Here is a 25,126-nt window from a genome sequence, read left to right as displayed (position 1 = left end):
AACTGCTGGACGAAGGCCGTGCAGGTGAGAACGTAGGTGTTCTGCTGCGTGGGACTAAGCGTGACGAAATCGAACGTGGTCAAGTATTGGCTAAACCAGGTTCAATCAAGCCACACACAACTTTCGAATCAGAAGTTTATATCCTGAGCAAAGATGAAGGTGGGCGTCATACTCCATTCTTCAAAGGTTACCGTCCACAGTTCTACTTCCGTACAACTGACGTAACCGGTACTATCGAACTGCCAGAAGGCGTAGAGATGGTCATGCCAGGTGACAACATCAACATGATCGTGACCCTGATTGCACCAATCGCAATGGACGAAGGTCTGCGTTTTGCAATCCGTGAAGGCGGTCGTACTGTAGGTGCTGGTGTTGTTGCTAAAGTAATTTCTTAACCTTTGATTATAAAAAGATTATAAAGAAAGGGGGGCTAAAGCTCCTCTTTTTTATTTTAAGCCGCCAATATTGGTGGCTTTTTTTGATCTAAAAATAAACAAAAACAATAATTGAAATGAGATTAATTTCTATTTACTATTCTACGATAACGCTTGTTGCATAAGCATGATTATTTTTATTTAGGCATGCTTATTTAATTAGTCTAAACAGTTATCAAGTATATAAATAGTTAGAAGAGTGCTTCCATGTATGTCTGTCTCTGCAATGTGATAAGTGACAAAACGATACGTGATGCTGTGCATCAGCGACATGTTCGTTCTATCCGGGAATTAAGAAACTTTGTTCCTATAGGAAGTGATTGTGGGAAATGTATAAGGCAAGCTCGTGAGATAATAAATGAGGAGATAGCCTTACTGTCCCCAATGAATAATGTTGCTTAAATAGAAAACAATTTACTTGCAATTACTCTGCTAAATTAGTACTACATTATAGTAACTGGAAGCGGAGGAACTTGTTATGAAAGGTGATAAAAAAATAATTGCACATCTGAACAAACTTCTTGGTAATGAACTTGTTGCTATTAATCAGTACTTTCTTCATGCTCGGATGTTTAAAAATTGGGGATTAATGCGTTTAAATGAGGTCGAATATCACGAATCTATTGATGAGATGAAGCACGCTGATAAATTTATTGAGCGCATTCTCTTTTTAGAAGGTGTGCCAAACCTACAGGACTTGGGGAAACTTAATATCGGAGAAGATGTAGGAGAAATGCTGCAATCGGATTTGGAATTAGAGTTATGTGGTGCGAAGGATCTCAGGGAAGCAATCGCATATGCCGATTCAGTCCATGATTATGTCAGCAGGGATTTGATGATAGAGGTACTTGCTGATGAAGAAAATCACATAGATTGGCTGGAAACTCAACTTGAACTCATTACTCGAATTGGAATACAGAATTATATTCAATCTCAGCTCACTGAAGAAGAATAGCCATATTTTTGCCGCCCTATAATTTGATGTATATAGGGCGCTTTTCTTCTATCTCCCTTCTTCTTTCTCTCTTCAATAAGCCCTTTTTTGAATAGATTTCATCCTTAATCTTGCTTTGTGAGTAAATTCACGTATAATACGCGGGATTACCTACATAGTAGGGCTGATTTATAATCAGTAATGTGTGGTGAATGCCACCATTTAAAATACTCCCGATATGGGGGTTACACATTGAACGATTACACTCCCCCGTCAATCGAAATGGGTGCGAGGAGTAATTATTTACGTTTATAAAATAGTTGGAGCTCTGGTCTCATGCAGAACCAAAGAATCCGTATACGCCTGAAAGCATTTGATCATCGTTTGATTGATCAATCAACTGCGGAAATCGTAGAGACCGCTAAGCGCACTGGTGCGCAGGTTCGTGGTCCGATCCCGCTGCCGACTCGTAAAGAGCGTTTTACCGTTCTGATTTCTCCGCACGTTAACAAAGATGCGCGTGATCAATACGAAATTCGCACTCACAAACGTCTGGTTGACATCGTTGAGCCAACCGAGAAAACCGTTGATGCTCTGATGCGTCTGGATCTGGCTGCCGGTGTAGACGTGCAGATCAGCCTGGGTTAATCAGGTCATTGAACGATTGAGAGGTTGAAACAATGATTGGTTTAGTCGGTAAAAAAGTGGGTATGACTCGCATCTTCACTGAAGATGGCGTTTCAATTCCTGTAACTGTTATCGAAATCGAAAATAACCGTGTAACTCAAGTTAAAAGCAAAGAGACTGACGGTTATAGTGCAATTCAGGTAACTACTGGTAGCAAAAGAGCTAACCGTGTTAATAAATCTGAAGCAGGTCATTTCGCTAAAGCTGGTGTTGAAGCTGGCCGTATCCTGCGTGAATTCCGTCTATCAGAAGGCGATACAGAATTTACTGTAGGTCAAAGTATTAGCGTTGAAATTTTCGCTGACGTTAAAAAAGTCGACGTTACTGGTACATCTAAAGGTAAAGGTTTCGCTGGTACTGTTAAGCGCTGGAACTTCCGTACTCAAGATGCTACCCATGGTAACTCCTTGTCTCACCGTGTTCCGGGTTCTATCGGTCAGAACCAGACTCCGGGCAAGGTATTTAAAGGCAAGAAAATGGCAGGCCAACTGGGTAATGAGCGTGTAACCGTTCAGAGCTTAGATGTAGTACGTGTTGACGCTGAGCGTAACCTGCTGCTGGTCAAAGGTGCTGTTCCAGGTGCAACGAACAGTAACCTGATCGTAAAACCGGCTGTCAAGGCGTAACGTCGAGGAGATAGGAATGGAATTGGTAATGAAAGACGCGCAAAGCGCGCTGACTGTTTCCGAAACTACCTTCGGGCGTGATTTCAATGAAGCGCTTGTGCATCAAGTAGTTGTTGCGTATGCAGCTGGTGCTCGTCAAGGTACTCGTGCTCAGAAAACTCGTGCTGAAGTTTCTGGTTCAGGTAAAAAACCATGGCGTCAGAAAGGCACTGGCCGTGCGCGTTCTGGTTCTATTAAGAGTCCAATTTGGCGCTCTGGTGGTGTAACTTTCGCAGCGAAGCCACAGGACCACAGTCAAAAAGTTAATAAAAAGATGTACCGCGGTGCTCTGAAAAGCATTCTGTCAGAATTGGTACGTCAAGAACGTCTGATCGTTGTCGAGAAATTCTCTGTTGAAGCACCTAAGACTAAGTTGCTGGTACAGAAATTGAAAGAAATGGCTCTGGAAGACGTGCTGATCGTCACTGGCGACGTTGATGAGAACTTGTTCTTAGCAGCTCGTAACCTGTATAAGGTTGATGTTCGTGATACAGCAGGTATCGATCCAGTAAGCCTGATCGCCTTCGACAAAGTGGTTATGACTGCTGAAGCTGTGAAGCAAGTTGAGGAGATGCTGGCATGATCCGTGAAGAACGTCTGCTGAAAGTACTGCGCGCGCCGCACGTATCTGAAAAAGCTTCTACAGCGATGGAAAAAACCAACACCATCGTTCTCAAAGTTGCGAAAGACGCGACTAAAGCAGAGATCAAAGCTGCCGTACAGAAACTGTTTGAAGTTGAAGTTGAAGGTGTAAACACTTTGCTGGCTAAAGGTAAAGTGAAACGCCACGGTCAGCGTATTGGTCGTCGTAGCGACTGGAAAAAAGCTTACGTCACCCTGAAAGAAGGCCAGAATCTGGACTTCGTTGGCGGCGCTGAGTAAGTCGGAGGAGTAAAAACAATGGCAATTGTTAAATGTAAACCTACGTCTCCGGGCCGTCGCCACGTTGTTAAAGTGGTTAACCCTGAGCTGCATAAGGGTAAGCCTTATGCTCCGTTGTTAGAAAAAAACAACAAAACCGGTGGTCGTAACAACAATGGTCGTATTACCACTCGTCATATCGGTGGCGGCCATAAACAGCACTATCGTCTGATTGACTTCAAACGTAATAAAGACGGTATCCCTGCTGTTGTTGAACGTCTGGAATATGATCCAAACCGTTCAGCGAATATCGCGCTGGTTCTGTATAAAGACGGTGAGCGTCGTTATATCCTTGCGCCTAAAGGCTTGAAAGCGGGTGATCAAATTCAGTCCGGTGCTGATTCAGCAATTAAGGCTGGTAATGCTCTGCCAATGCGCAATATCCCGGTTGGTTCTACTGTTCACAACATAGAAATGAAACCAGGTAAAGGTGGTCAGCTGGCTCGTTCAGCAGGTGCTTATGCTCAGATTGTTGCACGTGATGGTTCTTATGTAACTTTGCGTCTGCGTTCTGGTGAAATGCGTAAAGTACTGTCCGACTGCCGCGCTACTTTAGGCGAAGTTGGTAACGCAGAACATATGTTGCGCGTTCTGGGTAAAGCCGGTGCAAGCCGCTGGCGTGGTATTCGTCCTACCGTTCGTGGTACGGCGATGAACCCAGTAGACCATCCACATGGTGGTGGTGAAGGTCGTAACTTTGGTAAACACCCTGTAACTCCATGGGGCATCCAGACCAAAGGTAAGAAGACCCGTAGCAACAAACGTACTGATAAATATATCGTACGTCGCCGTTCTAAAAAATAATTAGAGGATAAACCATGCCACGTTCTCTCAAGAAAGGTCCATTTATTGACCTGCACTTGCTGAAGAAGGTAGAGAAAGCGGTGGAAAGCGGAGACAAAAAGCCTATTAAGACTTGGTCCCGTCGTTCAACGATCTTTCCTAACATGATCGGTTTGACCATCGCTGTCCATAATGGTCGTCAGCATGTTCCAGTTTTTGTTTCCGACGAAATGGTTGGTCATAAACTGGGTGAATTCGCGCCGACCCGTACTTATCGCGGCCATGCGGCCGATAAAAAGGCTAAAAAGCGCTAAGGTAGGAGGAAGAGATGGAAACTATCGCTAAACATCGCCACGCTCGTTCTTCTGCTCAGAAGGTTCGTCTCGTGGCTGACCTGATCCGCGGTAAGAAAGTGTCGCAAGCTCTGGAAACTCTGACCTATACCAACAAGAAAGCTGCTGGTTTAGTGAAGAAAGTACTCGAGTCTGCTATTGCTAACGCAGAACACAACGATGGCGCTGACATCGATGATCTGAAAGTCGCGAAGATTTTCGTAGACGAAGGCTCGACCATGAAGCGTATTATGCCTCGTGCCAAAGGCCGTGCAGATCGTATCCTGAAGCGCACCAGCCACATTACTGTGGTTGTGTCCGATCGCTGAGACTCTGGAGACTAGCAATGGGTCAGAAAGTACATCCTAATGGTATTCGTCTGGGGATTGTCAAACCTTGGAACTCTACCTGGTATGCGAATACCAAAGAATTCGCTGACAACCTAGACAGCGACTTTAAAGTTCGCCAGTACTTGAATAAAGAACTGGTTAAAGCATCTATTTCACGTATTGTTATCGAACGTCCTGCGAAAAGCATCCGTGTGACTATTCACACTGCTCGCCCAGGTATTGTAATCGGTAAAAAAGGTGAAGACGTTGAAAAACTGCGTAAGGCTGTAGCGGATATCGCTGGCGTTCCTGCGCAGATTAATATTGCCGAAGTGCGTAAACCTGAACTGGACGCAAAATTGGTTGCTGACAGCATCACTTCACAGTTGGAACGTCGTGTTATGTTCCGCCGTGCGATGAAACGTGCTGTACAGAACGCGATGCGTCTGGGCGCTAAAGGTATCAAAGTGGAAGTCAGTGGCCGTCTGGGCGGTGCTGAAATCGCGCGTACTGAATGGTATCGTGAAGGTCGTGTACCTCTGCACACTCTGCGTGCAGACATCGACTACAATACTTCTGAGGCGCACACCACCTATGGTGTAATCGGCGTTAAGGTATGGATCTTCAAAGGTGAGATTCTGGGTGGTATGGCTGCAGTTGAACAGGCGGAAAAACCGGCTGCTCAACCTAAAAAGCAGCAGCGTAAAGGCCGCAAGTAAGGAGAGTCGCTGATGTTACAACCAAAGCGTACAAAATTCCGCAAAGTGCACAAAGGCCGTAACCGTGGTCTGGCTGCAGGTGCGGATGTTAGCTTCGGCACTTTCGGTCTGAAAGCTGTGGGCCGTGGTCGTCTGACTGCTCGTCAGATCGAAGCGGCACGTCGTGCTATGACCCGTGCAATTAAGCGTCAAGGTAAAATCTGGATCCGTGTATTCCCAGACAAGCCTATCACCGAAAAGCCACTCGAAGTGCGTATGGGTAAAGGTAAAGGTAACGTAGAATATTGGGTTGCCTTGATCCAGCCCGGTAAAGTTCTGTATGAAATGGACGGTGTGCCTGAAGAGCTGGCTCGTGAAGCATTCAAGCTGGCAGCAGCGAAACTGCCTATCAAAACCACCTTTGTTACTAAGACGGTGATGTAATGAAAGCACAAGAGCTGCGCGAAAAAAGCGTTGAAGAGCTGAACACTGAGCTGCTGAACCTGTTACGTGAACAATTTAATCTGCGTATGCAGGCGGCAAGTGGCCAGCTGCAACAGTCTCACCTGTTGAAACAAGTGCGTCGTAATATTGCACGTGTTAAGACTTTACTGACTGAGAAGGCGGGTGCGTAATGACCGATAAAATCCGTACTCTGCAAGGTCGTGTTGTAAGCGATAAAATGGAAAAATCCATTGTTGTTGCTATTGAACGTAAGGTGAAACATCCTCTGTATGGTAAATTCATCAAGCGTACGACCAAACTGCACGTACATGACGAGAACAATGAATGTGGAATTGGTGATGTAGTGGAAATCCGCGAAACCCGTCCACTGTCTAAGACTAAATCTTGGACTTTAGTTCGCGTCGTAGAAAAAGCGGTTCTATAATAGATCGCTGTATCGTATAAAATAAACGGCTCAAAAAATAACGGGGCCGTTTATTTTTCTGTCCATCGCGAAGATGTGGTGTTATAATGCCGCGCCCTCGTAGTATGGGATATTGAAACGGCCTCTTTAAAAATAAAGTGGCTCAGTAGTAGTTGACATTTAGCGGAGCACTAAAATGATCCAAGAACAGACTATGCTGAACGTGGCCGACAACTCCGGTGCACGTCGCGTAATGTGTATCAAGGTTCTAGGTGGCTCGCACCGTCGCTACGCACATGTCGGTGACATCATTAAAATCACTATCAAGGAAGCAATTCCTCGTGGCAAAGTGAAAAAAGGTGATGTCCTGAAAGCGGTAGTGGTGCGCACCAAGAAGGGTGTTCGTCGCCCGGACGGTTCTGTCATTCGCTTCGATAGCAACGCTTGTGTATTGTTGAACAACAATAGTGAGCAAGTTATCGGTACGCGTATTTTTGGGCCGGTAACTCGTGAACTGCGTAATGAAAAGTTCATGAAAATTATCTCTCTGGCACCTGAAGTACTCTAAGGAGCAGGCAATGGCAGCGAAAATCCGTCGTGATGACGAAATTATCGTGCTGACCGGTAAAGACAAAGGTAAGCGCGGTAAAGTAAAACAGGTTCTTTCTTCTGGTAAAGTTCTTGTTGAAGGTATCAACTTGGTTAAGAAACATCAGAAGCCAGTTCCGGCTCTGAACCAACCAGGTGGCATCGTTGAAAAAGAAGCAGCTATTAATGTTTCCAATGTTGCAATCTTTAACACAGCAACCGGCAAGGCTGACCGTGTAGGTTTTAGATTCGAAGACGGCAAAAAAGTACGTTTCTTCAAATCTAATAACGAAACTATCAAGTAATTTGGAGTATACGATGGCGAAACTGCATGATTACTACAAAGACGAGGTAGTCCAGAAACTGATGACTCAGTTTGGTTACCATTCTGTCATGCAAGTCCCTCGGGTCGAGAAGATCACCCTGAACATGGGTGTTGGTGAAGCGATCGCTGACAAAAAACTGCTGGATAACGCAGCAGCTGACTTAACAGCAATCACTGGTCAGAAACCTTTGATCACCAAAGCTCGCAAATCAGTTGCAGGCTTCAAAATCCGTCAGGGCTATCCAATCGGCTGTAAAGTAACCCTGCGTGGAAAACGCATGTGGGAGTTCTTTGAGCGCCTGATTTCTATTGCTGTACCACGTATTCGTGACTTCCGTGGTTTGTCCGCTAAATCCTTCGATGGTCGTGGTAATTACAGCATGGGTGTTCGTGAGCAAATCATCTTCCCTGAAATCGATTACGATAAAGTGGATCGTGTACGTGGTCTGGATATTACTATCACCACTACTGCGAAATCTGATGATGAAGGCCGCGCACTGTTGGCTGCGTTTAACTTCCCGTTCCGCAAGTAAGGCAGGGTACTCATGGCTAAGCAATCAATGAAAGCGCGTGATGTAAAACGTGCGAAATTAGCTGAGAAATTCTTCGCAAAACGCGTTGAACTGAAAGCGATCATCTCTGATGTAAACGCATCCGATGAAGACCGTTGGAATGCTGTTCTCAAGCTGCAAACACTGCCACGTGATTCCAGCCCTTGCCGTCAGCGTAACCGCTGCCGTCAAACTGGGCGTCCGCATGCATTTTTGCGGAAGTTTGGGTTGAGCCGTATTAAAGTCCGTGAAGCCGCTATGCGCGGTGAAATTCCGGGTCTTAAAAAGGCTAGCTGGTAATTGTCACCAATTGAATCACGGGAGTAAAGACAGATGAGCATGCAAGATCCGATCGCGGATATGCTGACCCGTATCCGTAACGGTCAGGCCGCGAATAAAGTTGCGGTCACCATGCCTTCCTCCAAGCTGAAAGTGGCGATTGCCAACGTGCTGAAGGAAGAAGGTTATATTGAAGATTTTAAAATCGAAGGCGACATCAAGCCAGAACTGGAAGTGACACTGAAATACTTCCAAGGTAAGGCTGTTGTAGAAAGCATCCAGCGTGTAAGCCGCCCAAGTCTGCGCATCTATAAGAAAAAAGATGAGCTGCCACAAGTTATGGCTGGTTTGGGTATTGCTGTTGTTTCTACCTCTAAAGGTGTTATGACTGATCGTGCAGCTCGCCAAGCTGGTCTTGGTGGCGAGATTCTCTGCTACGTAGCTTAATTCGGGAGGAAAGAATGTCTCGTGTTGCAAAAGCACCCGTCGTCATTCCTGCCGGCGTAGAGGTTAAACTCAACGGTCAGGTTATTTCGATTAAGGGTAAAAACGGCGAATTAAGTCGTGAAATCCACAACGCAGTTGAAGTTACACATGCGGATAACCAACTGACTTTCGCTCCACGCGAAGGCTTTGCAGATGCTTGGGCTCAGGCAGGTACAACTCGTTCTCTGCTGAATGCAATGGTTATCGGTGTTAACGAAGGTTTCACTAAGAAGCTTCAACTGGTGGGTGTTGGTTACCGTGCAGCAGTTAAAGGCAACGCAGTTAGCTTGTCTTTAGGCTTCTCGCATCCGGTCGAGCATCAACTGCCAGTAGGCATCACTGCGGAATGCCCATCACAAACTGAAATCGTACTGAAAGGTGCCGATAAGCAGGTGATTGGTCAAGTTGCGGCAGATCTGCGTGCCTATCGTCGTCCTGAGCCATATAAAGGCAAGGGTGTTCGTTACGCCGATGAAGTCGTGCGTACCAAAGAGGCTAAGAAGAAGTAAGGTAACACTATGGATAAGAAAGCAGCTCGTATCCGTCGTGCGACCCGCGCACGCCGCAAGCTCCAGGAACTGGGTGCAACTCGCCTGGTGGTACATCGTACCCCTCGCCATATTTATGCGCAGGTTATCGCACCAAATGGTTCTGAAACTCTGGTGGCCGCTTCTACAACAGAAAAAGCTATCAGTGAACAACTGAAATTTACTGGAAACAAAGAAGCCGCAGCAGTAGTTGGTAAAATTGTTGCTGAACGTGCTCTGGAAAAAGGTATCATGAATGTATCCTTTGACCGTTCTGGTTTCCAATATCATGGTAGAGTCCAGGCACTGGCAGATGCTGCCCGTGAAGCTGGCCTTCAGTTCTAAGGTAGAGGTGTAAGATGGCTCACATCGAAAAACAAGCTGGCGAACTGCAGGAAAAGCTGATCGCGGTAAACCGCGTATCTAAAACCGTTAAAGGTGGCCGTATTTTCAGCTTTACCGCACTAACTGTAGTTGGTGATGGTAACGGTCGCGTTGGTTTTGGCTACGGTAAAGCACGCGAAGTTCCGGCAGCAATCCAGAAAGCGATGGAAAAAGCACGTCGCAATATGAAAATCGTCGCACTTAACAGCGGCACTTTATACCACCCAGTGAAAGGCTCTCACACCGGTTCTCGCGTGTTCATGCAGCCTGCTCACGAAGGTACAGGTATCATCGCCGGTGGTGCGATGCGTGCTGTTCTGGAAGTGGCTGGAGTTCGTAACGTTCTGGCTAAAACCTACGGTTCCACTAACCCGATCAACGTGGTTCGTGCAACTCTGGACGCTTTGGACAGCATGAAGTCTCCAGAAATGGTCGCAGCTAAGCGTGGCAAATCCGTCGAAGAAATTCTGGGGTAATGACCATGGCTAAGACTATTAAAATCACTCAAGTTCGCAGCTCAATTGGTCGTTTGCCTAAACACAAGGCAACTCTGACTGGCTTAGGTCTGCGTCGCATTGGTCATACTGTTGAACGTGAAGATACACCAGCTATTCGCGGTATGGTCAACTTGGTTTCCTATATGGTTAAAGTTGAGGAGTAACAGATGCGCTTAAATACTCTGTCTCCGGCTGAAGGTGCCAAGCACGCGTCTAAACGTGTAGGTCGTGGTATCGGCTCTGGTCTGGGTAAAACTGGCGGTCGTGGTCACAAAGGTCAGAAGTCTCGTTCTGGCGGTGGCGTTCGTCGCGGTTTCGAAGGCGGTCAGATGCCTTTGTATCGTCGTTTGCCAAAATTTGGTTTCACTTCACGTAAGGCAATGATCACTGCAGAAATTCGTCTGTCTGATTTTGCTCATGTTGAAGGCGATGTAATCGATCTGAATGCACTGAAAGCTGCTAACATTATTGGCCCTCAAATTGAATTCGCTAAAATAATGCTTTCTGGCGAAGTTAATCGTGCAGTAACTGTGCGTGGCTTGCGTGTTACTAAAGGCGCCCGCGCTGCAATTGAAGCTGCTGGCGGTAAAATTGAGGAATAAGTAACAGATGGCTAAACAACCAGGATTAGATTTTCAAAGTGCCAAAGGCGGATTAGGCGAGTTAAAACGCAGACTTTTGTTTGTCATTGGCGCTCTAATTGTTTTCCGTATTGGTTCTTTTATTCCAATCCCTGGTATTGATGCCGCTGTGCTTGCCAAATTGCTCGAGCAGCAAAGAGGCACCATCATTGAAATGTTTAATATGTTCTCTGGTGGTGCTTTAAGCCGTGCTTCTATCTTTGCACTGGGTATAATGCCGTATATTTCTGCATCTATCATTATCCAGTTGCTAACCGTTGTTAATCCTCGTTTAGCAGAGATTAAGAAGGAAGGGGAAGCTGGTCGTCGTAAGATTAGTCAGTACACCCGTTATGGCACATTAGTGCTGGCAATATTCCAGTCAATCGGTATTGCTACTGGGTTGCCGAATATGCCTGGAATGCAAGGGTTAGTTATTAATCCTGGTTTTGCATTCTATTTCACGGCTGTTGTAAGTCTGGTCACAGGAACTATGTTCTTGATGTGGCTAGGTGAGCAGATTACTGAACGAGGTATCGGAAACGGTATTTCAATCATAATCTTTGCTGGTATCGTTGCGGGTTTACCGCCTGCAATTGGTCACACCATCGAGCAAGCTCGGCAAGGCGATCTGCACTTCCTCCTGTTGCTGTTGGTTGCAGTATTAGTGTTTGCTGTGACTTTCTTCGTTGTTTTCATGGAGCGTGGTCAACGTCGTATCGTTGTTAACTATGCTAAACGTCAACAAGGTCGTAAAGTTTTCGCGGCGCAAAGTACGCATTTACCGTTGAAAGTGAATATGGCTGGGGTTATCCCCGCAATTTTTGCTTCCAGTATTATTTTGTTCCCTGGTACCATAGCCTCTTGGTTTGGTGGAGGTACAGGCTGGAACTGGTTGACAACTATTTCTATGTATTTGCAGCCAGGTCAACCGCTTTATGTGTTATTATACGCATCTGCAATCATCTTCTTCTGTTTCTTCTATACGGCTTTGGTATTCAATCCAAGAGAAACAGCAGATAACCTGAAGAAGTCCGGTGCATTCGTACCAGGAATTCGTCCGGGAGAGCAAACGGCTAGGTATATCGATAAAGTAATGACTCGTCTAACCTTAGTTGGTGCGTTATATATTACTTTTATCTGCTTAATCCCGGAGTTCATGCGTGACGCGATGAAAGTTCCATTCTATTTTGGTGGTACTTCCCTACTGATTGTAGTTGTCGTTATCATGGACTTTATGGCTCAAGTGCAAACTCTAATGATGTCGAGTCAGTATGAGTCTGCATTGAAGAAGGCAAACCTGAAAGGATATAACCGCTAATGGTTTGCTTGAGAAGTTACGGAGAGTAAAAATGAAAGTTCGTGCTTCCGTCAAGAAATTATGCCGCAACTGCAAAATAGTTAAACGTAACGGTATCGTTCGTGTAATTTGCAGTGCAGAGCCTAAGCATAAACAGCGCCAAGGCTAATTAATCGCATATTTTTCTTGCAAAGTTGGGTTGAGCTGGCTAAATTAGCCAGCCAATCTTTTTATCTGACAGCAACATTATTTGAGTATCCTGAAAACGGGCTTTTCAGAATGGTGTTGCGGTGAATAAATATTGTAGGAGTGCATAGTGGCCCGTATAGCAGGCATTAACATTCCTGATCAGAAACATACCGTAATCGCGTTAACCTCGATTTACGGTATCGGCAAAACCCGTTCACAGGCTATCTGTGAAGCAACAGGTATTGCTGAAAATGTTAAGATCAGTGAGCTGTCTGAAGAGCAAATTGACAAGCTGCGTGACGAAGTTGCTAAATACGTTGTAGAAGGTGATTTGCGTCGTGAAGTAACCCTGAGTATCAAACGTCTGATGGATCTTGGTTGCTATCGTGGTTTGCGTCATCGTCGTGGTCTGCCAGTTCGCGGTCAGCGTACTAAGACCAATGCACGTACCCGTAAGGGTCCGCGTAAACCGATCAAGAAATAATCGGGGTATTGAATAATGGCAAAAGCACCTATTCGTGCACGTAAGCGTGTAAGAAAACAAGTCTCTGACGGTGTGGCTCATATCCATGCTTCTTTCAACAACACCATCGTTACTATTACTGATCGTCAGGGTAATGCGCTGGGTTGGGCAACTGCCGGTGGTTCCGGTTTCCGTGGTTCTCGTAAATCTACTCCGTTCGCGGCTCAGGTTGCAGCAGAACGCTGTGCTGAAGCAGTAAAAGAATACGGAATTAAGAACCTGGAAGTTATGGTTAAAGGACCTGGTCCTGGCCGTGAGTCGACTATCCGCGCATTAAATGCGGCTGGTTTCCGCATCACTAATATTACTGATGTGACTCCGATTCCTCATAACGGTTGTCGCCCACCGAAAAAACGTCGCGTTTAATACGTTTTCGTTTTTAGGATTGTTGGAGAAAGAAAATGGCAAGATATTTGGGTCCTAAGCTCAAGCTGAGCCGTCGCGAGGGTACAGACCTTTTCCTGAAGTCTGGCGTTCGCGCGATTGACACCAAGTGTAAATTAGAACAAGCACCAGGACAGCATGGCGCACGCAAACCGCGTCTGTCTGACTACGGTGTACAGTTACGTGAGAAACAAAAAGTTCGTCGTATTTACGGTGTTCTGGAACGTCAATTCCGTAACTATTATAAAGAAGCGACTCGTCTGAAAGGCAACACAGGTGAAAACCTGCTGAATTTGCTGGAAAGTCGCTTGGATAACGTCGTTTATCGTATGGGCTTTGGCGCGACTCGTGCTGAATCACGTCAAATGGTAAGCCATAAGGCTATCATGGTAAATGGTCGCGTTGTTAACATCGCTTCTTATCAGGTATCCCCGAATGACGTAGTCAGCGTTCGTGAAAAAGCGAAGAAGCAGGCTCGCATTAAAGCAGCCTTAGAGCTGGCTGAGCAGCGTGAGAAACCAACTTGGTTGGAAGTTGATGCTGCGAAGATGGAAGGTATGTTCAAGCGTATTCCTGAGCGTACTGATCTATCCGCTGACATTAACGAACACCTGATCGTCGAGCTTTACTCTAAGTAAAGCTTAGCACCAAAGAGAGGACACAATGCAGGGTTCTGTGACAGAGTTTCTAAAACCGCGCCTGGTAGATATCGAGCAAGTCAGTTCGACGCACGCCAAGGTGACCCTTGAGCCATTAGAGCGTGGCTTTGGCCATACTCTTGGCAACGCACTGCGCCGTATTCTGCTTTCGTCTATGCCGGGTTGTGCGGTGACTGAGGTTGAGATTGATGGTGTACTGCATGAGTACAGCACCAAAGAAGGTGTACAGGAAGATATCCTGGAGATTCTCCTCAATCTGAAAGGGCTGGCGGTGAAAGTTCAGGGTAAAGATGAAGTTATCCTTACCTTGAATAAATCTGGCATTGGCCCTGTGACTGCAGCCGACATCATCCATGATGGTGATGTCGAAATCGTCAAGCCGCAGCACGTAATCTGCCATCTGACTGACGAAAGCGCTTCCATTAGCATGCGTATTAAAGTTCAGCGCGGTCGAGGTTATGTGCCGGCTTCTGCCCGAATTCATTCGGAAGAAGATGAGCGTCCTATCGGTCGTTTGTTAGTAGATGCTTGCTATAGCCCAGTAGAGCGTATTGCCTACAATGTTGAAGCAGCTCGTGTAGAACAGCGTACTGACTTGGATAAGCTGGTTATCGAGATGGAGACTAACGGTACAATCGATCCTGAAGAGGCGATTCGCCGTGCAGCTACCATTCTGGCTGAACAACTGGAAGCTTTTGTTGATTTACGTGATGTACGTCAACCGGAAGTTAAAGAAGAGAAGCCAGAGTTTGATCCGATCCTGCTGCGCCCTGTTGACGATCTGGAATTGACTGTCCGCTCTGCTAACTGCCTTAAAGCAGAAGCTATCCACTACATCGGTGATCTGGTACAGCGTACCGAAGTTGAGTTACTTAAGACACCTAACTTGGGTAAAAAATCTCTTACTGAGATTAAAGACGTACTGGCTTCACGTGGACTTTCTCTGGGCATGCGTCTGGAAAACTGGCCACCGGCAAGTATTGCTGATGAATAACTAGATCACAGGTTAAGGTTTTACTGAGAAGGATAAGGTCATGCGCCATCGTAAGAGTGGTCGTCAATTGAACCGCAACAGCAGCCATCGCCAAGCTATGTTCCGCAACATGGCAGGTTCTTTGGTTCGTCATGAAATCATCAAGACGACTCTGCCTAAAGCGAAAGAACTGCGTCGCGTCGTTGAGCCGCTGATTACTCTTGCCAAGACCGACAGCGTAGCTAATCGTCGTCTGGCATTCGCCCGTACTCGTGATAACGAGATCGTGGCAAAACTGTTTAATGAACTGGGTCCGCGTTTTGCGAGCCGCGCTGGTGGTTACACTCGTATTTTGAAGTGTGGCTTCCGTGCTGGTGACAATGCTCCGATGGCATACATCGAGCTTGTTGACCGCGCAGCTGAGTCTCAGACAGAAGCAGCATCTGCAGAGTAATCTGTAGAAGCGTAAAAGACCGGGTATTATCCCGGTTTTTTACTGCTCTTTAATTTTCTTCCTACATAATCTTCATCTTATTTTTCATTGACTAATCTGCAAATTTATCCTGTACGAGTGATCTTTTAATCTATTCTGATAGTATTGTTCTTACTTTCTATACGATGGAGATATCTCATATGTATCGTATTGGTCAGTTGGCTAAATTAACAAGTGTTACACCTGATACTATCCGCTTTTATGAAAAGCAGGGCTTAATGCTCCATGGAGAAAGAACAGAGGGAGGTTATAGACTTTATACGGAACAAGACTTACAGAGATTGCGTTTTATCCGTTATGCAAAACAATTGGGTTTCACACTGGAAGCAATTATGGAATTATTGTCAATCAGAGTAGATCCCGAACACCACACATGTCAAGAATCGAAACAAATCGTTGATTCAAGATTGCAGGAAATTGAAAAAAAACTATTGGAAATGCAAAAAATGCGTGATTCTCTGAAAATGCTGAGTGACGCGTGCTGTGGTAGTACGCATGTCAGCACATATTGTTCGATATTGGAGATTTTAGAAGAGGGAGCAACGAATAAATAATTTTTCTTTATTATTCTGTATGCTGAGAGTACAATTTGGCTGTTTATGATCAGTTAACGATCTGAACAAATTAATAATTTTATTAATCAATTATTTTTAGAGGCTATTATGACAACATATCGCCATAAAAAAGGCATTATTAAAGATAACGCTATAGAAGCTCTCCTGCACGATCCTTTATTTAGACAGAGAGTAGAAAAAAATAAGAAAGGTAAAGGAAGTTATAGCCGCAACGCTAAACATGGTAAAAGCGATGGTTGGGAGGCCAATGATAATAATTTTCTCAAGTTGTTATCATTGGCCTTCTAACTTATTAAGTAAACTATATTTAACGGGATATTTTTAAAGGAAGAAAGGGCTAGGCTGGAAAAGTTTTTCCACTTCAGGAACGAATTTTTTATCAGTAATAAACATAATTACATGGTCACCTTGTTGAATAATACTGTAATCATTGGCAATAATGACTTCTTCACTACGGACAATCGCACCAATTGTTGTTCCAGATGGTAGTTTGATATCCCTTATCTTACGCCCAACTACTTTTGATGTATGTTCGTCACCGTGGGCTATCGCTTCGATAGCTTCAGCGACTCCTCGCCTTAATGAAAACACACTGACAATATCCGCTTTACGAACATGACCAAGTAATGCTGATACCGTAGCTTGTTGCGGGGAAATAGCAATATCAATGACCCCACCTTGTACTAAATCGACATATGCACTACGTTGAATAAGAACCATTGCTTTTTTGGCTCCCATTCTTTTTGCAAGCATGGCTGACATAATATTGGCTTCATCGTCATTTGTTAATGCAATAAAAACATCAACTTGTTCAATATGTTCTTCAGCGAGTAATTCTTGGTCTGAAGCATCCCCATAAAACACAATGGTATTGTGCAATATTTCTGCTAGTTCTATAGCCCTTTCTTGGTTGTGCTCAATTAGCTTGACACTATAATCCTGCTCAAGCCGTAAGGCTAAGCCAGCTCCAACATTGCCTCCACCAACTATCATTATGCGCTTATACGGTTTTTCAAGTCGTTGCAATTCACTCATTACAGCCCTGATATGTTGTGACGCTGCAACAAAGAATACTTCATCTCCTGCTTCAATAATTGTTGAACCTTGTGGCCTGATTGGGTGGTCTTGACGAAATATTGCGGCAACTTTGCTATCAATATGTGGCATATGCTCTCGGAGTGATGATAAAGCATTACCAACTAAAGAGCCGCCATAATAGGCCTTGACTGCCACAATACTGACACGATCTTCTGCAAAATTAACGACTTGTAATGCACCAGGGTATTGAATCAATTTATAGATATAGTCAATTACCAATTGCTCAGGAGATATTAGATAATCAATAGGAATATCATCAGGCTGAAACAACTTTTCTGATTCTCGAATATACTCTGACGACCGTATCCTAGCGACTTTATTGGGTGTATTAAATAAAGAGTAAGCAATTTGGCATGCGATCATATTGGTTTCATCTGAGTTTGTGACAGCTACCAGCATATCAGCATCCTCAGCCCCTGCTTCCCTTAATACTCTGGGATGGGAGCCATGACCATTTACAACTCTGAGATCGAATTTATCCTGTAATTGGCGTAAACGATCTGTATCGGTATCAACGACAGTAATATCATTGTTTTCATCAACCAAATTCTCGGCTAATGTTCCACCAACTTGGCCTGCCCCCAGAATAATTATCTTCATAGCATTCTCTTCTTGATTCGAAGCCGTCTTCCTAATCTTGCTATTTTAGCAAAATTATCAAATCTTCCCGTTCATTTGGAACGAGAGAGGAATATTATTGCTTAGTTAGTCGAGCATAAAAGAAACCATCACCACCTGCTGCTTCTGGGATTATTTGTGTTCCTGATTTTTCGTGAATTTTTGTTTCTGGTAATTCAGCATCAGAATGACGCTCCAAAAATGATTGAATTTGCTCGCTATTTTCTTGAGGTAAGATTGAACAAGTTGCATAAACCAGAGTGCCATTTTTCTTTAAATACGGCCATACAGCATCAAGAATTTCAGATTGTAATGTAACTAATTGATCAATATCCTCATTGCGGCGTAGCCATTTTATATCAGGATGGCGGCGAATAACTCCTGTGGCAGAACATGGTGCATCTAGGAGAATACGATCAAATTGCTCACCTGCAGCCCATTCATGTGGAAGACGACCATCACCTGTTTTTACAACAGCATGTAAATTGAGTCGTTGTAAATTTTCTTTTACTCGTTTAATTCGATGTTCATCAATATCGATAGCGAGAACCTTAGATTTTGGCGCTATTTCGAGAATATGGGTAGTTTTTCCACCAGGTGCAGCACAAAGATCTAATATAGATTCCCCGTTACATGGACTTAATAGTTCAGCACATCCCTGAGCAGAGCGATCCTGAATAGTTACCCATCCTTGATCAAACCCAGGTAGATAATTTACGGGGCAGGGATTTAGCAAACGAATGGCACTAGGATGATCTGTATCCAGTTCTGCTTCTATGTTAACGTTTTCTAATAAAGCGATATATTCATTAGCTGTATGATGAAGTTGGTTTACTCGTAACCACATAGGCGGTTTTTGGTTATTCGCATCGACTATAGTTTGCCAGTTTTGCGGATACGCCTTTTGAATACGTTCTAGCAGCCACTTAGGATGTAAGTATTGACTGATATGACTATTTGCGCGTTCGACTAATTCTTGCTGTTGACGTTGAAATTGGCGAAGAACACCATTGATTAACCCTTTTAACTGTGGTCGTTTTAAGTTAATCGCTCCATTAACAGTTTCCGCAAGTGCCGCATGCGCAGGTATGCGAGTATAAATAAGCTGATATATTCCAACCATGATCAGGTAGTGGAAAATACGTTGTTTTCCTTTTAATGGTTTTGTCATTAGTTGACTAATAAACCACTCAAGCTGAGGTAATACTCTCATAATGCCAAAACAGAGTTCTTGGAGTAGAGTTTTATCTTTGTCAGAAACTTTTTGCTGGAGTTCTGGGATAACGGTGCTGAGAGATTGTCCTTGCTCCAGCACTTGAGTGATCGCTTTTGCAGCGATGCTTCGCAAGTTATATGTGTTTTTCATGATATGGTCAAAAAAGCTGATTGTTGCCTGTAGAATTAAAAATAGGAAGAAGCCCGTATGCTAAAAGCATACGGACAAAATTAATATCAGTTAATTTTGCTACCAGATGTAAACCATTCACGCCTGGAGTTTAAGAGGTCGGCTGCTGACATTGCTTTTTTGCCAGGCGGTTGTAACTGAGTAATATTTAATATTCCATCTACAGTTGCAACTTGAATACCTTTTTTATCTGCTCTAATAATTGTTCCGGGAGCTTGAGTTGTTTTCTCTGTGATAACTGCTGCTTGCCAAATTTTAATAGGTTGATCATCGATTAAGAAGAAACTCATGGGCCAAGGATTGAAAGCTCGAATGCAACGTTCAAGTTGGATCGCTGGCAAATTCCAATCTACTTTTGCTTCATCCTTGTTTAGTTTTTCAGCGTAGGTTGCAAGAGTGTTATCCTGAATTTCAGGCTGATATTTTCCCGATATGATTAAATTTAAGGTAGTTAGTAAAGCTTCAGGACCAATATCAGCAAGTTTTTCGTACAAACTGGCGCTGGTATCTTCTTTTGTAATTGGACAAACCGCCTTCAGTAGCATACTACCAGTATCAAGCCCCGCATCCATTTGCATGATTGTGATACCAGTTTCTTGGTCTCCAGCCCAAATTGAGCGCTGAATAGGTGCAGCTCCACGCCAGCGAGGTAACAAAGATCCGTGAACATTCAGGCATCCCAGACGTGGTATATCTAAAATAGCTTGGGGAAGAATCAATCCATATGCAACAACGATCATAATATCGGCTTGTTGCTCCATGAGCCACCGTTGGCTTTCTGCTGTTCGTAAGGTTTTTGGCTGAAAAACCGGAATACTTTGTTCTTCAGCCAATACCTTTACAGGACTTGGTGTCAGTTTTTTACCTCTTCCTGCCGGTTTGTCTGGTAGAGTGAGAACTCCGACAACGTTGTGTTGAGAGTTTAATAGAGCAGCCAAATGGTGAGCCGCGAAATCAGGGGTTCCGGCAAAAATAATACGTAAAGAATCAGACACTGTTATTTCCTGCAATGATAGAATTTATTTGTTCTTGGCTCTTAGTCGGTCAATTTTTTCAACTTTCTGGCGGATACGTTGGCGTTTCAACGGCGATAAATAATCGACAAAAAGTTTACCAACCAAGTGATCCATTTCATGTTGAATACAAATTGCGAGCAGACCATCGGCTTCCAATTCAAATAGCTGGCCGTGATAATCCAACGCCTTAATTTTGACTTGTTCAAAACGAGGTACAAACCCACGTTGTTCAGGAACAGATAGGCAACCTTCTTCTATTCCTGTTTCACCAGATTCATTGACCAATTCTGGATTAATCAGCACAAGACGCTGTTCGCGATTTTCAGAGACATCAATGACAATAATTCTTTGATGAATGTCGACTTGTGTTGCTGCTAAGCCAATGCCTTCTTCTGCATACATTGTTTCAAACATATCATCAATGATACGCTGGATTTTTGCATCGACTTTTTCTACTGGCTTTGCAATAGTGCGAAGTCGCTCGTCTGGATAATGTAATACTTGTAAAACTGACATATATGTTTAGAACTGCATCCAAAAAGTGAGTGATAATGAGTGCCTATTCTAGACATTTCCCGTTTAGATTGACAGTATTGAACACAAATTAATCATGCTTATGTTACTCTAAATCAAGTCAGGATGACGATTATGGAAGCGATGGAAATATGGTTGAGAATGAGAATGGTTTCTCACCTTTCAGTAGTGAAGGCAATTCCTATTATGGAGCGTTTGTTGCAAACGAACAATTGTAGCGCAGCCTTTCTTAAAGAATGCGGTCTTTCATCTACTCAATGTCTGCAATTTATTAAGGCTAATCCTTCCACGCTAATTTCGTGTTTAAATTGGTTAGGACGGCCGGATAATCATTTACTGACTTTTTCTCATCCCGCATATCCCCCTTTATTAAAGCAAATACATTCGCCACCTCTTCTGCTTTTTGTTGCAGGTGACATATCAGTTTTGTCCCAAAAACAAATATCAATGGTTGGTAGCAGGGCTGCGACATTCTATGGTGAAAAATGGGGAAAGATATTTTCTGGGGAGCTGTCTAAAAATAATTTGATAATAACTAGCGGGTTGGCAGTTGGTATTGATGGTATTTGTCATCAAGCTGCATTGGATTCAGGAGGAAAAACCATTGCTGTACTTGGAAGTGGTCTTGAAAATATTTATCCCAGTCGGCACCAGTCTTTGTCCGAGCGTATTAAAGAAAGCGGTGCGTTGGTTTCTGAGTTTTTTCCTGACACACCGCCTAAAGCTAAAAATTTCCCAAGACGAAATCGAATTATTAGTGGATTGAGCCTGGCTACTCTTATTGTAGAGGCTCATAAGAATAGCGGATCACTGATTACGGCCCGCTGTGCCCTTGAACAAGGAAGAGATATCTTTGTTCTACCGGGACCATTGGGTGTTCCTTCGAATGAGGGTAATCATTGGTTAATTAAGCAAGGTGCTTATTTGGCAACAAATGTGATGGATATAATGGAACATATTAATATTTCGTTTCAGTGGGTTAGTATCGAAGAAAAAAGAAAAGAAGAAGATAAACAATTTGAACAAACAGAGTTGCCATTTACAGACGTGCTGGTTAACGTAAGTAACGAAGTGACTCCTATTGATGTGATAGCCCAGCGTTCTTCCCTTCCTGTTGCAGAAGTAATGACCAAACTATTAGAGTTGGAACTTATGGGGAAAGTTGCTGCTGTTGCTGGTGGATATGTTTTAACTAATTGATAATAAAGATTTGTTATTTTAATGATATCAATCTTATAGTGGTTGATATTCTGTGGGTGAGATATGTCTAAGAAAGTTCCCTTTATTATAAAAGAAACAGAGTATTGTCCTGAGTGTGGCTCTGAGTTAGTGATCCGCAATGGAACTCATGGCCCATTTTATGCGTGTTCCAGTTACCCATCCTGCCATTATCTTCGTCCTTTAAAAGCTCAGAATGATGGGCATGTGGTTAAGGAATTGGATAGGAAAATATGCCCGAAATGTGGTTTTACTCTGGTTTTACGGCAGGGGCGTTATGGCATGTTCATTAGTTGTAGTCAGTATCCAGAATGTGGACACACAGAATTGATTGATAAACCTGACGATACATCAATTAGTTGTCCTCAATGCCAGCAGGGAAAATTACTTCAGCGTAAGTCTCGTTTTGGTAAAACATTCCATTCTTGCAATCGCTACCCAGAGTGTCAGTTTACACTTAATAATAAGCCAATTTCAGGAGAATGTATGTTTTGTCACTACCCATTATTAATAGAAAAGCGCACTTCTCAAGGCGTAAAATTAATTTGTGCCAGTAAATTGTGTAGCAAGCAGCAATTTCATGAAATTGAGAGTAAAAATGAGTAACAAAATCGCCCCTATATTTGATTCAATTGTCACGGCTTTGAAAGAAGAAAAAGTTATTGCCTATCCGACAGAAGCTGTTTTTGGATTGGGCTGTGACCCTGATAGTGAAAATGCTGTACAAGAATTATTAGCATTGAAAAATAGGTCTTGGGAAAAAGGATTAATCCTTATTGCTGATAATTATGGGCGGTTATGTCCTTATATTGATGCAGAGCAGCTGAATGATGACCAGAAAGAAACCATATTTTCATTTTGGCCGGGGCCTGTGACATGGGTAATTCCAGCCAAAAAAACGACACCGAAATGGCTGACGGGTAAGTTTTCAACTTTGGCAGTTAGAGTTACGGATCATCCTTTAGTTAATCAACTATGCTCCCTGTATAAAAAACCTCTTGTTTCAACTAGTGCGAATTTAAGTGGATTAGAACCATGCCGGAGTATTGAAGAAGTGCGTCAGCAATTTGGGAACCGTATTCCAGTTCTGGAGGGAGAAGTAGGAGGACGTGAAAATCCATCAGAAATCAGAGATGCTTTAACTGGTAAATTATATCGGCAAGGATAGAAAATAATGGATAAATTCGCGGTTTTTGGTAACCCAATAGCACACAGTAAATCTCCTTATATTCATCGATTATTTGCTGAACAAACAGGAATCGATCATCAATACGGGCGGATACTTGCTCCGATCGAGTGTTTTGAACAGATTTTAGGCTGTTTTTTTGAGCAAGGGGGATTAGGTGCGAATATTACTGTTCCCTTCAAAGAAAGAGCCTATCAGATCTCTGATGAATTGACTGAACGGGCAAGGATTAGTGGATCAGTTAATACTTTAAAGCGGATTGAGGGAAATCGGCTTCTTGGTGATAATACAGACGGTATAGGTTTGTTGGTGGATTTACAGAGACTTGATTTCCTCTCTCAGGGGAAAAATATTTTAATAATTGGAGCTGGGGGAGCGGCAAAAGGGGTAATATCTCCTTTGTTGTCATTAGGTTGTTCAGTCACTATAACTAACCGTACCTTTGAGCGGGCACAAATCATCTCGAATAAATTTTCTCAACTAGGCAATATCTGGGCGATTGAAATCGCGTCCCTTACTTCTCCAGATTTTGACGTTATCATTAATGCAACAGCTTCCGGTCTTAATGGACAAGTTCCTGAAATATCACCGTTGGTTTTTCAAAACAATAGCGTCTGTTATGACATGTATTATCAACAAGGACTTACCCCTTTCCTTAATTTTGCTCATAAAAATGGCGCTGCTCGTTTAGCTGATGGTTTAGGCATGTTAGTCGGGCAGGCTGCGTATGCTTTTGAATTGTGGCATGGTGTATTTCCTGAAATAGAGCCTGTTTTATCTGTCTTAAGGAGAGAGCTACACGCATGAACCAATCAATTCAGTTTCCTGACCGTGAAGAGTGGAATGAAATAGAAAATAAGGTGCTATTTCCTGCGATGGTCGATGGTTTGCTGGTGGAGTGTATGATCAGCGCTGATACAATTATTATACGCTATGGTAAATCAAACCACCCACTCGAGCTGTTTCGTCAACATCGCTGGGATCTGGAGGAGGAATTCGAAACAGTTATTTTGAGTGGGAATGATGATCAGCAAGGACGTTATTATTTGCCTTCAGATTGTGCCGATAAATAATTATCTTTCCAGCGAGCGTAATTATTGGCGGAATAAAGTAGCTCTTCCAATTCTTCAGGTTTAAGTTTCCTTACCTGTTTGGCTGGCCTGCCTACATAAAGGTAGCCACTTTCTAATTTTTTCCTTGGAGGAATAAGACTGCCAGCTGCGATGACAACATCATCTTCAACAATTACACCATCAAGTAAAATAGAACCCATACCAACTAATACCCGATTTCCAATTGTACATCCATGCAACATCGCTTTATGACCTACTGTGACATTTTCACCAATTATGAGAGGAAAACCATTTGGATTATCATGGGATTTATGAGTTACGTGCAAAACAGAGCTATCTTGAATGTTTGTGTGCGAACCAATTGATACATAATTTACATCTCCCCGGATTACTACAAGGGGCCAGATACTGACATCATCTGCCAATCTGACATCACCGATCACTACAGAAGAAGGGTCTAAAAAAACTTTTTGGCCAATTTGAGGATAAAAGTCTAGATATTGGCGTAATACAGTGGACATAAAAACCTCAACAGTAAAAATAAATAACAGTTAATGGAGATGTTATTGAGGAAAAGATCGCCATGCAATGAAAAAGTTTGTTTCAATATTAGTCTGTTCGGGTGGTTTTTATATCGATTGGTGCGAAAAATGTTCGTTTGAAAATAAAATTCAAAAAAACTCTTGCCAGCGGCGGAAAACGCCCTATAATGCGCCACCACTGACCGACGCTGCGCTGAGACAGGCCGCGGCGGGAAGTCGGAAAAGAGCGAAAATAAACGCTTGACTCCGGAGGCAAAAAGCGTAAGATACGCAGCCTCGCAACCCGGAAGCCACTTCCCGGTTGCCCCGCTCTTTAACAAGTTAATCAGACAATCTGTGTGGGCACTCGCAGGACTGTATCTCACGCCGCAAGGCGAAAAAGATTACCAAGTCTTGAAGAGTGAACAACAGTTAATTCATTATGAACTAACA

42 protein-coding genes and 1 pseudogene are annotated in these 25,126 nt (G+C 43.5%); 38 read left to right on the top strand and 5 right to left on the bottom strand.

Annotated features, from left to right (window positions below; all coding sequences use genetic code 11):
* The 33 genes and pseudogenes from tuf to AACQ81_RS13880 all read left to right on the top strand — a co-directional run.
* Positions 1-395: pseudogene (tuf, locus tag AACQ81_RS14040) on the top strand (elongation factor Tu); the annotation flags it as partial.
* 246 nt (positions 396-641) lie between these two features.
* Positions 642-836: a bacterioferritin-associated ferredoxin gene (gene bfd / locus AACQ81_RS14035; RefSeq protein ID WP_237387676.1), complete on the top strand. Its 195-nt coding sequence runs from the start codon at positions 642-644 to the stop codon at positions 834-836.
* 76 nt (positions 837-912) lie between these two features.
* Positions 913-1,389, top strand: coding sequence for a bacterioferritin (gene bfr / locus AACQ81_RS14030; RefSeq protein ID WP_237387675.1), 477 nt, complete (start codon positions 913-915; stop codon positions 1,387-1,389).
* Positions 1,390-1,704: 315 nt separating this feature from the next.
* Positions 1,705-2,016 carry a 30S ribosomal protein S10 gene (rpsJ, locus tag AACQ81_RS14025; protein ID WP_001181005.1) on the top strand — a complete coding sequence of 104 codons (312 nt, stop codon included), beginning with the start codon at positions 1,705-1,707 and terminating at the stop codon, positions 2,014-2,016.
* 32 nt (positions 2,017-2,048) lie between these two features.
* The gene (gene rplC / locus AACQ81_RS14020) at positions 2,049-2,681 is read left to right on the top strand and encodes a 50S ribosomal protein L3 (protein ID WP_237387674.1); all 633 of its coding nucleotides are present in this window, start codon (positions 2,049-2,051) and stop codon (positions 2,679-2,681) included.
* Between the two features lie 16 nt (positions 2,682-2,697).
* Positions 2,698-3,303, top strand: coding sequence for a 50S ribosomal protein L4 (gene rplD / locus AACQ81_RS14015; RefSeq protein WP_237387673.1), 606 nt, complete (start codon positions 2,698-2,700; stop codon positions 3,301-3,303).
* Positions 3,300-3,602 carry a 50S ribosomal protein L23 gene (rplW, locus tag AACQ81_RS14010; protein ID WP_237387672.1) on the top strand — a complete coding sequence of 101 codons (303 nt, stop codon included), beginning with the start codon at positions 3,300-3,302 and terminating at the stop codon, positions 3,600-3,602. The genes rplD and rplW overlap by 4 nt, the downstream gene beginning before the upstream one ends.
* Before the next feature lie 18 nt (positions 3,603-3,620).
* On the top strand, positions 3,621-4,445 hold the full coding sequence (gene rplB, locus AACQ81_RS14005; RefSeq protein WP_092553298.1) for a 50S ribosomal protein L2: 825 nt from the start codon (positions 3,621-3,623) through the stop codon (positions 4,443-4,445).
* 14 nt (positions 4,446-4,459) lie between these two features.
* Positions 4,460-4,738 (top strand): 30S ribosomal protein S19, encoded by a 279-nt coding sequence (gene rpsS / locus AACQ81_RS14000; RefSeq protein WP_011148791.1) that lies wholly within the window; start codon positions 4,460-4,462, stop codon positions 4,736-4,738.
* Between the two features lie 14 nt (positions 4,739-4,752).
* Positions 4,753-5,085 (top strand): 50S ribosomal protein L22, encoded by a 333-nt coding sequence (rplV, locus tag AACQ81_RS13995; protein WP_237387671.1) that lies wholly within the window; start codon positions 4,753-4,755, stop codon positions 5,083-5,085.
* A gap of 17 nt (positions 5,086-5,102) precedes the next feature.
* Positions 5,103-5,804, top strand: a complete 702-nt coding sequence (gene rpsC, locus AACQ81_RS13990) for a 30S ribosomal protein S3 (protein WP_092553295.1) — start codon at positions 5,103-5,105, stop codon at positions 5,802-5,804.
* A 12-nt stretch (positions 5,805-5,816) separates the two neighbouring features.
* Positions 5,817-6,227 (top strand): 50S ribosomal protein L16, encoded by a 411-nt coding sequence (gene rplP, locus AACQ81_RS13985; RefSeq protein ID WP_012990491.1) that lies wholly within the window; start codon positions 5,817-5,819, stop codon positions 6,225-6,227.
* A complete protein-coding gene (gene rpmC, locus AACQ81_RS13980) occupies positions 6,227-6,418 on the top strand; it encodes a 50S ribosomal protein L29 (protein WP_010847484.1) in 192 nt (63 codons plus the stop codon). Before rplP ends, rpmC begins: the two co-directional genes overlap by 1 nt.
* Positions 6,418-6,672 carry a 30S ribosomal protein S17 gene (gene rpsQ / locus AACQ81_RS13975; RefSeq protein ID WP_010847485.1) on the top strand — a complete coding sequence of 85 codons (255 nt, stop codon included), beginning with the start codon at positions 6,418-6,420 and terminating at the stop codon, positions 6,670-6,672. The genes rpmC and rpsQ overlap by 1 nt, the downstream gene beginning before the upstream one ends.
* Before the next feature lie 175 nt (positions 6,673-6,847).
* The gene (gene rplN, locus AACQ81_RS13970; protein WP_010847486.1) at positions 6,848-7,219 is read left to right on the top strand and encodes a 50S ribosomal protein L14; all 372 of its coding nucleotides are present in this window, start codon (positions 6,848-6,850) and stop codon (positions 7,217-7,219) included.
* 10 nt (positions 7,220-7,229) lie between these two features.
* Positions 7,230-7,544, top strand: coding sequence for a 50S ribosomal protein L24 (gene rplX / locus AACQ81_RS13965; protein WP_237387670.1), 315 nt, complete (start codon positions 7,230-7,232; stop codon positions 7,542-7,544).
* 13 nt (positions 7,545-7,557) lie between these two features.
* The gene (gene rplE / locus AACQ81_RS13960) at positions 7,558-8,097 is read left to right on the top strand and encodes a 50S ribosomal protein L5 (RefSeq protein WP_237387669.1); all 540 of its coding nucleotides are present in this window, start codon (positions 7,558-7,560) and stop codon (positions 8,095-8,097) included.
* A gap of 12 nt (positions 8,098-8,109) precedes the next feature.
* Complete coding sequence (gene rpsN / locus AACQ81_RS13955) at positions 8,110-8,415, top strand: 30S ribosomal protein S14 (protein ID WP_010847489.1); 306 nt, start codon at positions 8,110-8,112, stop codon at positions 8,413-8,415.
* A 33-nt stretch (positions 8,416-8,448) separates the two neighbouring features.
* Positions 8,449-8,841: a 30S ribosomal protein S8 gene (gene rpsH / locus AACQ81_RS13950; RefSeq protein WP_069317328.1), complete on the top strand. Its 393-nt coding sequence runs from the start codon at positions 8,449-8,451 to the stop codon at positions 8,839-8,841.
* 14 nt (positions 8,842-8,855) lie between these two features.
* Positions 8,856-9,389 (top strand): 50S ribosomal protein L6, encoded by a 534-nt coding sequence (gene rplF / locus AACQ81_RS13945; protein ID WP_237387668.1) that lies wholly within the window; start codon positions 8,856-8,858, stop codon positions 9,387-9,389.
* A 9-nt stretch (positions 9,390-9,398) separates the two neighbouring features.
* Positions 9,399-9,752: a 50S ribosomal protein L18 gene (gene rplR, locus AACQ81_RS13940; RefSeq protein ID WP_092553280.1), complete on the top strand. Its 354-nt coding sequence runs from the start codon at positions 9,399-9,401 to the stop codon at positions 9,750-9,752.
* 14 nt (positions 9,753-9,766) lie between these two features.
* Entirely contained in the window at positions 9,767-10,267 is a 501-nt protein-coding gene (gene rpsE, locus AACQ81_RS13935; protein ID WP_092553277.1) for a 30S ribosomal protein S5, read from the top strand.
* Positions 10,268-10,272: 5 nt separating this feature from the next.
* Positions 10,273-10,452, top strand: a complete 180-nt coding sequence (rpmD, locus tag AACQ81_RS13930; protein WP_045968059.1) for a 50S ribosomal protein L30 — start codon at positions 10,273-10,275, stop codon at positions 10,450-10,452.
* 3 nt (positions 10,453-10,455) lie between these two features.
* On the top strand, positions 10,456-10,890 hold the full coding sequence (rplO, locus tag AACQ81_RS13925) for a 50S ribosomal protein L15 (protein ID WP_237387667.1): 435 nt from the start codon (positions 10,456-10,458) through the stop codon (positions 10,888-10,890).
* 7 nt (positions 10,891-10,897) lie between these two features.
* Positions 10,898-12,229 (top strand): preprotein translocase subunit SecY, encoded by a 1,332-nt coding sequence (secY, locus tag AACQ81_RS13920; RefSeq protein ID WP_010847496.1) that lies wholly within the window; start codon positions 10,898-10,900, stop codon positions 12,227-12,229.
* A gap of 31 nt (positions 12,230-12,260) precedes the next feature.
* On the top strand, positions 12,261-12,377 hold the full coding sequence (rpmJ, locus tag AACQ81_RS13915; protein WP_012768118.1) for a 50S ribosomal protein L36: 117 nt from the start codon (positions 12,261-12,263) through the stop codon (positions 12,375-12,377).
* A 147-nt stretch (positions 12,378-12,524) separates the two neighbouring features.
* Positions 12,525-12,881, top strand: coding sequence for a 30S ribosomal protein S13 (rpsM, locus tag AACQ81_RS13910; protein ID WP_237387666.1), 357 nt, complete (start codon positions 12,525-12,527; stop codon positions 12,879-12,881).
* A gap of 15 nt (positions 12,882-12,896) precedes the next feature.
* On the top strand, positions 12,897-13,286 hold the full coding sequence (rpsK, locus tag AACQ81_RS13905; protein ID WP_002919257.1) for a 30S ribosomal protein S11: 390 nt from the start codon (positions 12,897-12,899) through the stop codon (positions 13,284-13,286).
* Positions 13,287-13,321: 35 nt separating this feature from the next.
* Complete coding sequence (rpsD, locus tag AACQ81_RS13900) at positions 13,322-13,942, top strand: 30S ribosomal protein S4 (RefSeq protein ID WP_069317323.1); 621 nt, start codon at positions 13,322-13,324, stop codon at positions 13,940-13,942.
* A gap of 25 nt (positions 13,943-13,967) precedes the next feature.
* Entirely contained in the window at positions 13,968-14,957 is a 990-nt protein-coding gene (locus tag AACQ81_RS13895; RefSeq protein WP_038269634.1) for a DNA-directed RNA polymerase subunit alpha, read from the top strand.
* A gap of 40 nt (positions 14,958-14,997) precedes the next feature.
* Positions 14,998-15,390, top strand: coding sequence for a 50S ribosomal protein L17 (gene rplQ / locus AACQ81_RS13890; RefSeq protein WP_010847501.1), 393 nt, complete (start codon positions 14,998-15,000; stop codon positions 15,388-15,390).
* Positions 15,391-15,569: 179 nt separating this feature from the next.
* The gene (gene zntR, locus AACQ81_RS13885; protein WP_237387665.1) at positions 15,570-15,983 is read left to right on the top strand and encodes a Zn(2+)-responsive transcriptional regulator; all 414 of its coding nucleotides are present in this window, start codon (positions 15,570-15,572) and stop codon (positions 15,981-15,983) included.
* A 108-nt stretch (positions 15,984-16,091) separates the two neighbouring features.
* The gene (locus AACQ81_RS13880; RefSeq protein WP_237387664.1) at positions 16,092-16,292 is read left to right on the top strand and encodes an alternative ribosome-rescue factor A; all 201 of its coding nucleotides are present in this window, start codon (positions 16,092-16,094) and stop codon (positions 16,290-16,292) included.
* A 33-nt stretch (positions 16,293-16,325) separates the two neighbouring features.
* On the opposite strand, the gene trkA is transcribed toward AACQ81_RS13880, so the two are convergent.
* From trkA to def, 4 genes are all read right to left on the bottom strand, one after another.
* Entirely contained in the window at positions 16,326-17,702 is a 1,377-nt protein-coding gene (gene trkA, locus AACQ81_RS13875) for a Trk system potassium transporter TrkA (RefSeq protein WP_237387663.1), read from the bottom strand.
* A gap of 94 nt (positions 17,703-17,796) precedes the next feature.
* Positions 17,797-19,086: a 16S rRNA (cytosine(967)-C(5))-methyltransferase RsmB gene (gene rsmB / locus AACQ81_RS13870; protein WP_237387662.1), complete on the bottom strand. Its 1,290-nt coding sequence runs from the start codon at positions 19,084-19,086 to the stop codon at positions 17,797-17,799.
* Between the two features lie 86 nt (positions 19,087-19,172).
* A complete protein-coding gene (gene fmt, locus AACQ81_RS13865; protein WP_237387661.1) occupies positions 19,173-20,120 on the bottom strand; it encodes a methionyl-tRNA formyltransferase in 948 nt (315 codons plus the stop codon).
* A gap of 24 nt (positions 20,121-20,144) precedes the next feature.
* Positions 20,145-20,657: a peptide deformylase gene (gene def / locus AACQ81_RS13860; protein WP_237387660.1), complete on the bottom strand. Its 513-nt coding sequence runs from the start codon at positions 20,655-20,657 to the stop codon at positions 20,145-20,147.
* A gap of 132 nt (positions 20,658-20,789) precedes the next feature.
* Here def and dprA point away from each other — a divergent pair, with 132 nt between their 5' ends.
* The 5 genes from dprA (at position 20,790) to AACQ81_RS13835 (ending at position 24,152) form a co-directional block, all read left to right on the top strand.
* A complete protein-coding gene (gene dprA / locus AACQ81_RS13855; RefSeq protein WP_237387659.1) occupies positions 20,790-21,875 on the top strand; it encodes a DNA-protecting protein DprA in 1,086 nt (361 codons plus the stop codon).
* Between the two features lie 63 nt (positions 21,876-21,938).
* Positions 21,939-22,499: a DNA topoisomerase family protein gene (locus tag AACQ81_RS13850; RefSeq protein ID WP_237387658.1), complete on the top strand. Its 561-nt coding sequence runs from the start codon at positions 21,939-21,941 to the stop codon at positions 22,497-22,499.
* Entirely contained in the window at positions 22,492-23,061 is a 570-nt protein-coding gene (gene tsaC, locus AACQ81_RS13845; protein WP_237387657.1) for an L-threonylcarbamoyladenylate synthase type 1 TsaC, read from the top strand. The genes AACQ81_RS13850 and tsaC overlap by 8 nt, the downstream gene beginning before the upstream one ends.
* 6 nt (positions 23,062-23,067) lie before the next feature.
* Positions 23,068-23,886: a shikimate dehydrogenase gene (gene aroE, locus AACQ81_RS13840; protein WP_237387656.1), complete on the top strand. Its 819-nt coding sequence runs from the start codon at positions 23,068-23,070 to the stop codon at positions 23,884-23,886.
* Positions 23,883-24,152 carry a DUF1488 family protein gene (locus AACQ81_RS13835; RefSeq protein ID WP_237387655.1) on the top strand — a complete coding sequence of 90 codons (270 nt, stop codon included), beginning with the start codon at positions 23,883-23,885 and terminating at the stop codon, positions 24,150-24,152. Before aroE ends, AACQ81_RS13835 begins: the two co-directional genes overlap by 4 nt.
* Here the strand turns inward: AACQ81_RS13835 and AACQ81_RS13830 are convergent.
* The gene (locus tag AACQ81_RS13830; RefSeq protein ID WP_237387654.1) at positions 24,122-24,673 is read right to left on the bottom strand and encodes a gamma carbonic anhydrase family protein; all 552 of its coding nucleotides are present in this window, start codon (positions 24,671-24,673) and stop codon (positions 24,122-24,124) included. The genes AACQ81_RS13835 and AACQ81_RS13830 overlap by 31 nt on opposite strands.
* Positions 24,674-25,126: the final 453 nt, after the last annotated feature.

The sequence above is a fragment of the Xenorhabdus sp. Sc-CR9 genome (assembly GCF_963897815.1).
Lineage (GTDB): Bacteria > Pseudomonadota > Gammaproteobacteria > Enterobacterales > Enterobacteriaceae > Xenorhabdus.
Note: the sequence above shows the minus strand (reverse complement) of the source record. Positions and strands in the feature narration are given on the sequence as shown.

Coding starts and splice junctions, on each gene's coding strand:
- rplD (WP_237387673.1), top strand. CDS start 2,698: ATGGAATTGGTAATGAAAGACGCGCAAAGCGCGCTGACTGTTTCCGAA.
- rpsQ (WP_010847485.1), top strand. CDS start 6,418: ATGACCGATAAAATCCGTACTCTGCAAGGTCGTGTTGTAAGCGATAAA.
- rplC (WP_237387674.1), top strand. CDS start 2,049: ATGATTGGTTTAGTCGGTAAAAAAGTGGGTATGACTCGCATCTTCACT.
- rplB (WP_092553298.1), top strand. CDS start 3,621: ATGGCAATTGTTAAATGTAAACCTACGTCTCCGGGCCGTCGCCACGTT.
- AACQ81_RS13830 (WP_237387654.1), bottom strand. CDS start 24,673: ATGTCCACTGTATTACGCCAATATCTAGACTTTTATCCTCAAATTGGC.
- rpsN (WP_010847489.1), top strand. CDS start 8,110: ATGGCTAAGCAATCAATGAAAGCGCGTGATGTAAAACGTGCGAAATTA.
- rplO (WP_237387667.1), top strand. CDS start 10,456: ATGCGCTTAAATACTCTGTCTCCGGCTGAAGGTGCCAAGCACGCGTCT.
- rplN (WP_010847486.1), top strand. CDS start 6,848: ATGATCCAAGAACAGACTATGCTGAACGTGGCCGACAACTCCGGTGCA.
- trkA (WP_237387663.1), bottom strand. CDS start 17,702: ATGAAGATAATTATTCTGGGGGCAGGCCAAGTTGGTGGAACATTAGCC.
- AACQ81_RS13880 (WP_237387664.1), top strand. CDS start 16,092: ATGACAACATATCGCCATAAAAAAGGCATTATTAAAGATAACGCTATA.
- tsaC (WP_237387657.1), top strand. CDS start 22,492: ATGAGTAACAAAATCGCCCCTATATTTGATTCAATTGTCACGGCTTTG.
- rplX (WP_237387670.1), top strand. CDS start 7,230: ATGGCAGCGAAAATCCGTCGTGATGACGAAATTATCGTGCTGACCGGT.
- rpsK (WP_002919257.1), top strand. CDS start 12,897: ATGGCAAAAGCACCTATTCGTGCACGTAAGCGTGTAAGAAAACAAGTC.
- rplW (WP_237387672.1), top strand. CDS start 3,300: ATGATCCGTGAAGAACGTCTGCTGAAAGTACTGCGCGCGCCGCACGTA.
- rplP (WP_012990491.1), top strand. CDS start 5,817: ATGTTACAACCAAAGCGTACAAAATTCCGCAAAGTGCACAAAGGCCGT.
- rpsJ (WP_001181005.1), top strand. CDS start 1,705: ATGCAGAACCAAAGAATCCGTATACGCCTGAAAGCATTTGATCATCGT.
- rpsH (WP_069317328.1), top strand. CDS start 8,449: ATGAGCATGCAAGATCCGATCGCGGATATGCTGACCCGTATCCGTAAC.
- zntR (WP_237387665.1), top strand. CDS start 15,570: ATGTATCGTATTGGTCAGTTGGCTAAATTAACAAGTGTTACACCTGAT.
- rpmJ (WP_012768118.1), top strand. CDS start 12,261: ATGAAAGTTCGTGCTTCCGTCAAGAAATTATGCCGCAACTGCAAAATA.
- bfd (WP_237387676.1), top strand. CDS start 642: ATGTATGTCTGTCTCTGCAATGTGATAAGTGACAAAACGATACGTGAT.
- rplR (WP_092553280.1), top strand. CDS start 9,399: ATGGATAAGAAAGCAGCTCGTATCCGTCGTGCGACCCGCGCACGCCGC.
- dprA (WP_237387659.1), top strand. CDS start 20,790: ATGGAAGCGATGGAAATATGGTTGAGAATGAGAATGGTTTCTCACCTT.
- AACQ81_RS13850 (WP_237387658.1), top strand. CDS start 21,939: ATGTCTAAGAAAGTTCCCTTTATTATAAAAGAAACAGAGTATTGTCCT.
- rpsE (WP_092553277.1), top strand. CDS start 9,767: ATGGCTCACATCGAAAAACAAGCTGGCGAACTGCAGGAAAAGCTGATC.
- rplE (WP_237387669.1), top strand. CDS start 7,558: ATGGCGAAACTGCATGATTACTACAAAGACGAGGTAGTCCAGAAACTG.
- bfr (WP_237387675.1), top strand. CDS start 913: ATGAAAGGTGATAAAAAAATAATTGCACATCTGAACAAACTTCTTGGT.
- def (WP_237387660.1), bottom strand. CDS start 20,657: ATGTCAGTTTTACAAGTATTACATTATCCAGACGAGCGACTTCGCACT.
- AACQ81_RS13895 (WP_038269634.1), top strand. CDS start 13,968: ATGCAGGGTTCTGTGACAGAGTTTCTAAAACCGCGCCTGGTAGATATC.
- rplQ (WP_010847501.1), top strand. CDS start 14,998: ATGCGCCATCGTAAGAGTGGTCGTCAATTGAACCGCAACAGCAGCCAT.
- aroE (WP_237387656.1), top strand. CDS start 23,068: ATGGATAAATTCGCGGTTTTTGGTAACCCAATAGCACACAGTAAATCT.
- rpsS (WP_011148791.1), top strand. CDS start 4,460: ATGCCACGTTCTCTCAAGAAAGGTCCATTTATTGACCTGCACTTGCTG.
- rpsD (WP_069317323.1), top strand. CDS start 13,322: ATGGCAAGATATTTGGGTCCTAAGCTCAAGCTGAGCCGTCGCGAGGGT.
- rpmC (WP_010847484.1), top strand. CDS start 6,227: ATGAAAGCACAAGAGCTGCGCGAAAAAAGCGTTGAAGAGCTGAACACT.
- secY (WP_010847496.1), top strand. CDS start 10,898: ATGGCTAAACAACCAGGATTAGATTTTCAAAGTGCCAAAGGCGGATTA.
- rpsC (WP_092553295.1), top strand. CDS start 5,103: ATGGGTCAGAAAGTACATCCTAATGGTATTCGTCTGGGGATTGTCAAA.
- rplF (WP_237387668.1), top strand. CDS start 8,856: ATGTCTCGTGTTGCAAAAGCACCCGTCGTCATTCCTGCCGGCGTAGAG.
- rpmD (WP_045968059.1), top strand. CDS start 10,273: ATGGCTAAGACTATTAAAATCACTCAAGTTCGCAGCTCAATTGGTCGT.
- rplV (WP_237387671.1), top strand. CDS start 4,753: ATGGAAACTATCGCTAAACATCGCCACGCTCGTTCTTCTGCTCAGAAG.
- AACQ81_RS13835 (WP_237387655.1), top strand. CDS start 23,883: ATGAACCAATCAATTCAGTTTCCTGACCGTGAAGAGTGGAATGAAATA.
- rsmB (WP_237387662.1), bottom strand. CDS start 19,086: ATGAAAAACACATATAACTTGCGAAGCATCGCTGCAAAAGCGATCACT.